The sequence below is a fragment of the Thermoflexus sp. genome, from assembly GCF_025055495.1.
Lineage (GTDB): Bacteria > Chloroflexota > Anaerolineae > Thermoflexales > Thermoflexaceae > Thermoflexus.
In genome coordinates, this window is the sequence record NZ_JANWXB010000156.1 from 1 (window position 1) to 5,125 (window position 5,125).

The 5,125-nt window shown below is 62.3% G+C and carries 5 protein-coding genes; all 5 read left to right on the top strand.

Going from position 1 to position 5,125, the window contains the following annotated elements; translation table 11 throughout:
* Positions 1-172 precede the first annotated feature (172 nt).
* The 5 genes from NZM16_RS05430 to NZM16_RS05450 all read left to right on the top strand — a co-directional run bounded on the left by NZM16_RS05430 (position 173) and on the right by NZM16_RS05450 (position 4,988).
* Positions 173-979, top strand: a complete 807-nt coding sequence (locus tag NZM16_RS05430; RefSeq protein WP_295479164.1) for a bifunctional 2-polyprenyl-6-hydroxyphenol methylase/3-demethylubiquinol 3-O-methyltransferase UbiG — start codon at positions 173-175, stop codon at positions 977-979.
* Positions 980-1,073: 94 nt separating this feature from the next.
* Positions 1,074-2,516 carry a nucleoside triphosphate pyrophosphohydrolase gene (mazG, locus tag NZM16_RS05435; RefSeq protein WP_295451433.1) on the top strand — a complete coding sequence of 481 codons (1,443 nt, stop codon included), beginning with the start codon at positions 1,074-1,076 and terminating at the stop codon, positions 2,514-2,516.
* A gap of 99 nt (positions 2,517-2,615) precedes the next feature.
* Positions 2,616-2,990, top strand: a complete 375-nt coding sequence (locus NZM16_RS05440; protein ID WP_295479167.1) for a DUF192 domain-containing protein — start codon at positions 2,616-2,618, stop codon at positions 2,988-2,990.
* On the top strand, positions 2,963-4,177 hold the full coding sequence (locus NZM16_RS05445) for a LysM peptidoglycan-binding domain-containing M23 family metallopeptidase (RefSeq protein ID WP_295451437.1): 1,215 nt from the start codon (positions 2,963-2,965) through the stop codon (positions 4,175-4,177). Before NZM16_RS05440 ends, NZM16_RS05445 begins: the two co-directional genes overlap by 28 nt.
* Before the next feature lie 322 nt (positions 4,178-4,499).
* Positions 4,500-4,988 carry an SH3 domain-containing protein gene (locus tag NZM16_RS05450; protein WP_295451440.1) on the top strand — a complete coding sequence of 163 codons (489 nt, stop codon included), beginning with the start codon at positions 4,500-4,502 and terminating at the stop codon, positions 4,986-4,988.
* Positions 4,989-5,125: the final 137 nt, after the last annotated feature.

A 5,125-nucleotide genomic window follows, 5' to 3' on the forward strand; every position in this document is an offset into this window, starting at 1 on the left:
CTATCTGGAGCGCCTAGCCCAGGTGACCCCAGAGGACGTGCAGCGGGTCGCTCGCACATATCTGACGCGCACGAACCGAACGGTGGGCTGGTATTTGCCCCGTGCATAGGATGCAGGTGTCCTGGTGGGCTCTTTATCCAAGGCAGTTGAGCAATCACCTTTGAAATGGTCTATGGGTAAGCTGGCTTCCCATCCTTGGGCGAAGTTCTACGACGCGTATTACTTCGCGCACTGCTGCGGGCGTCCTTACGAGCGCAGCGAGGAGTGGTTACGTTTCTTCGGCTCTATCGCTGATCGGATCGTGCGCGATATCCAGCCGAGGACAGTGCTGGATGCCGGATGCGCTATGGGTTTCCTGGTGGAGGCCTTGAGGGACCGGGGTGTGGAGGCTTATGGCATCGACATCTCCAAGTATGCCATTGAACGGGTGAGGCCGGATATCCGGGAGTACTGCTGGGTGGCCTCTGTGACCGAAGAGCTGGATCGATGGTATGACCTGATTGTGTGCATTGAGGTGTTAGAGCATCTAACAGCTCGGGAAGCTGAGCAGGCTGTTGCAAACTTCTGCAACCACACGGATGATATCCTGTTCTCGTCAACCCCCTTCGATTACAAAGAGGCCACGCATCTGAACGTGCAGCCACCGGAATACTGGGCCGAGGCCTTCGCCCGGCATGGATTCTTTCGAGACGTCGATTTCGATGCCTCGTTCATTACCCCGTGGGCGATGCGGTTGCGACGATGCCGAGAGCCAATGCATCGAATCGTCCGGCACTATGAGCGCAGATATTGGACGCTGTGGCAGGAAAACTTAGAATTGCGGGCGTTGGCCCTGGAGTTGCGCGAACGCGTGGCGGCCCAGGAGCAGGAGATCCATCGTCTGCGCTCGCTTGAGGATCAGGCCTCGCCCCGGAACAATCTAGGGGCCTGCAAGGTGCTTCGAGGTATCGTTCGCTGGCTTAGGGGGCGAGGCAAGTGATCGGCGATCTATCCCTTGGGGCCGCAAGGCGGGAGCAGCTTCGCATGGTCCTTATCTATTCCTTGCAGATCTCTTCTCTTCGGGAGGTTCGGCTGTGATCATCATCCTGGGCCTGGGCCCTGGGGATCCCCGCTATTGGACTTGGGAAGCGGTTGAAGTCTTACAGGGACTTCGGGAGATCTATGTGCGGACCCGGCGGCACCCGGCCGTGGCGGCGTTGCCACCCCACCTGACGGTTTATGACTTCGATGCGGTCTACGCGGAAGAGGAGAACCTGGAAGCGGTCTACGAGCGGATCGCCCGCGCCGTCCTGGAGCTGAGCCGGCGGCCGGAGGGCGTCTGCTATGCCGTGCCCGGCTCCCCATTTGTGGGGGAAGCGACGGTGGCTCGGATCCGAACCCTGGCAGCGGAGGCCGGCATTCATGTCCGGATCGTCCATGGCCTCAGCTTCATCGAAGTGGCCCTGGAGCAGCTGGGCCTGGACGCCCTCGATGGCCTCCAGATCGCGGATGCCTTCGAGCTGGCCGAGCGTTACCATCCGCCCCTGAATCCGGATCGCCCGGCGCTGATCGCTCAGCTGGACAGCCGGACCGTGGCGGCAGACCTCAAGCTCACCCTGATGAATCAGTATCCTCCAGAGCATCCGGTGACGTTGCTGGACGCAGCGGGGCTTCCCGATGCCCGCCAGGAAACTTTTCCTCTCTATCAGCTGGATCACCGTTCGGATTTCACCCCGCTGACGGCCCTTTACGTCCCCCCCCTGGCTCGACCTGGCGCTTTCGAGACCTTCCAGGAGACCATTGCCCACCTCCGTTCCCCGGAGGGTTGCCCCTGGGATCGGGAGCAAACCCATCAGAGCTTGCGCTCGAATTTGCTGGAGGAAGCCTACGAGGTCCTCGAGGCACTGGATGCGGACGATCCGCAGCGCCTGAAGGAGGAGCTGGGGGATCTTCTGCTGCAAATCGTTTTCCACAGCCAGATCGCGGTGGAAAGCGGGGAGTTCTCGATGGCCGAGGTGATCGCCCACGTCAATGAAAAGATCCGCCGCCGGCACCCCCATGTGTTTGGGGATGTGCAGGTCAGCGGCGTCCGGCAGGTGTTGGAAAACTGGGAGCGGATCAAGCAACGGGAGAAAGCGGAGCAGGGTGAAGCGACCTCGGTCCTGGACGGCCTGCCGAAGGGCCTGCCCGCGCTGGCCCAGGCGGCGGCCTATGGCGAACGGGCCGCCCGATTGAAGTTCGACTGGTCAGACGCCGATGGCGTTCTGGAGAAGCTCCAAGAGGAGCTCCGGGAAATCGGGTCGGCAGCCGATCCCGGCCATCGGGCAGCGGAGTTCGGGGATCTGCTTTTCACCTTGGCGCAGCTGGCCCGCCATTGGGGGATCGATCCAGAGGCGGCGCTTCGAGAGGCCAATGCCCGTTTCGCTCGTCGGTTCCGCCGAATGGAGGCTCTCATCGCCGCTCAGGGCCGTCGGCTCCATGAGCTCTCGCTGGAGGAAATGGAAATGCTGTGGAGTCAGGTGAAGCGGGAGGATTAGCACAGATTTACAGGATGGTGCGGGCTGCTAAAGCATGTGTTCTCCAAAAGACAGGCGCTAATGTGCCCTACTGCGAACGAAAACTTTTTGGCGCGTAACATGGCCTCACAGATCCTTCTCTATAACCAGGGAGGACAGCTGCTGGCCCGCTTGCAACCCTGCCGCTCATGGGGGTGTCGCGGGCGCGGATTAATGTTCCGTCGGCCCTTGCAGGAGAGCGATGGCCTTTTCTTTGTGTTTCCGCGATCCGGTCGGTGGGAGACCGCTATCCATATGTTCTTTGTGTTCTTTCCCATTGCGGCGATCTGGCTGGATGAGGCCGGGCGGATCGTTCACGCGGTGGAGGCCCGTCCCTTTCGGGTTTATATCCCGCCTCGCCCGGCTCGTTACCTCGTCGAGGGGCCGGTGAATCTGCTAACCCATGCCCGTATCGGGGAGGTCTGGATATGGCGCGAGGATGCGGGGGGCTGCTGATGGGGTTGGCCCTGACCCTGGCGCTGGCCCGGCCGGCGTTCGCCCAGGAACCGGTTCGCTACACGGTGCAGCCTGGGGATACCCTCACCCGCATCGCTGCGCGCTTCGGAACCACTGTGTCGGCGATTGTAGAGGCCAACGGCTTGACGAATCCCAACCGGATTTACGTTGGCCAGGTTCTCGTCATCCCCATTAGGGCCTCTATTCCTTCCCATGGGCGGGTTCATATCGTTCAACCTGGAGAAACCCTCTATCGCATCGCGCGACGCTACGGCACCACAGTGGAACGCCTGATGGCTCTGAACGGCCTGAACCATCCCAGCCGGATCTTCGTGGGGCAGGTCCTTCAGATCCCCGAGGAGATCCCCGGTGCTCCCCTTCCGTGGCCTTCACCCTTTACGGAGATCCAGGTGGGCCCGGCCCCGGCCATCCAGGGACGGGTGTTCCCGTTGCGGGTCCGTCTCTCTCAACCGGCCACCTTGCAGGCGACCTTTCTGGACGTGACGTATCCGCTGGCGCCGACGGCGGAAGGAGGGGAGGGGTTGATCGCCGTGCCGGCGATGCAGGCCCCTGGGGTGTATTCTCTGACGATCATCGCCCGTGACTTAGATGGTCGGACAGTGAGCGTCAACCTCCCGGTGCGGGTCATCGCTGGGTCTTACGGGCGGGAAAGCCTTCGGTTGCCGCCCGATCGTCGGAACCTTCTGGATCCTAAGCTGATCCGGGAGGAGCGGGAGAAGGTTCTGGCCGTCTGCACGCCCTTTGAGCCTGAGCGGCGCTGGAGCGGTCCTTTCCGGTATCCGGTGGAGAATCCTCAAGTGACCTCGGCCTTCGGCACCCGCCGGTCTTATAACGGGGGGCCTTACTCCAGTTACCACGAAGGGCTGGATTTGCGGGGAACCCCCGGGACACCGGTCTACGCGCCGGCCGATGGGATTGTTGTCCTGGCAGAATCCCTGACCGTGCGGGGCAACGCCGTGATCCTCCGGCACGGCTGGGGGGTGTGCAGCGGATACTGGCATCTCAGTGCGGTGGCGGTTCAGCCCGGGCAATCGGTGAGGAAAGGGGATCTGCTGGGCTACGTGGGGAACACGGGCCTCTCCACCGGCGCCCACCTGCATTGGGAAATCCGGGTGCGGGGGATCCCCGTGGATCCTCGACAGTGGGTGGAGAGCCCATTGCCGTAGGGGCAAGCTGCGGGGGCAAGGCATATCTCGTCTCTTCTTTTTTTCCATGAGGCCCAAAGGACCTCATGGAGCGGGGAAGGGCACCGTGCACGGTGCCCTTTTTCGTTTAGACGGTCAAGGCGGCCTTCGGCGACCTCGCCCGCCTGCAAATCCTTACGAAATCGAAAGCTCGGTCCATCGCAAGTTCAACATAGCCGGATAGAGGGGAAGATCTCCTGGGGCGTTCCCTCTGCTTTTCTGCGTTTGCCCCCTGTTCTGGGAGGACTTCAACGTTCGGGTAGAATAGGGAGGGTTCACCATGCCGCTTGCCGAGGGAGGATCGATGCATCGACCGATCCGTGTGCGTCCCCGTCCGGGGCAGGGCGAGTTGCAGGCCTCGGAGTGGTTGCTTTTCTTCGGCGCCCTCGTGGCGGCGCTGCTGATCTGTGGAGGCGGCTTCTGGCAATTGCAGCGTTCCCTGGCGGGCGCGCTGAGCGGGCCGCCAACCGCTACCCCGAGGCCGACGTGGACGCCATCCCCGCGCCCCAGCCCAACTCCTCCGGAGCCGACGCCCACCCCGACGCTTCCCGCTTCTGTCCAGGTGGGGATCTTCGTGAAGGTCACGGGGGCGGGCGAGCAGGGGCTGAGTTTTCGGAGGGCCCCCGGTCTGCAGGCGGAACGAATCCGGTTTCTCCCAGAGGGAACCATCATGCGGGTCATCGGTGGACCTGAGGAAGCCGATGGGTTAACCTGGTGGCAGCTGGAGGATCCGCAGACTGGAGAGCAGGGGTGGGCGGCGGGGGCTTATCTGAGCCCATCTTACGGACCATAGGGCTTTGACCGGATTTAAGATTCCATCGTAGTGCTTTGTCCAGTTATAAACAAACTGGGGATTTGAGGAACTGAAGCGAGTCCGGAAGGCGATGGCCCCTCCCCCCTTTCTCCCCCCTCCCCACGGCCCAGAGGGCA

Bases quoted from the DNA above. Each gene is read 5' to 3' on its own strand.
- NZM16_RS05450 (WP_295451440.1), top strand. From the start codon at position 4,500: ATGCATCGACCGATCCGTGTGCGTCCCCGTCCGGGGCAGGGCGAGTTG.
- NZM16_RS05445 (WP_295451437.1), top strand. From the start codon at position 2,963: ATGGCGCGAGGATGCGGGGGGCTGCTGATGGGGTTGGCCCTGACCCTG.
- NZM16_RS05430 (WP_295479164.1), top strand. From the start codon at position 173: ATGGGTAAGCTGGCTTCCCATCCTTGGGCGAAGTTCTACGACGCGTAT.
- NZM16_RS05440 (WP_295479167.1), top strand. From the start codon at position 2,616: ATGGCCTCACAGATCCTTCTCTATAACCAGGGAGGACAGCTGCTGGCC.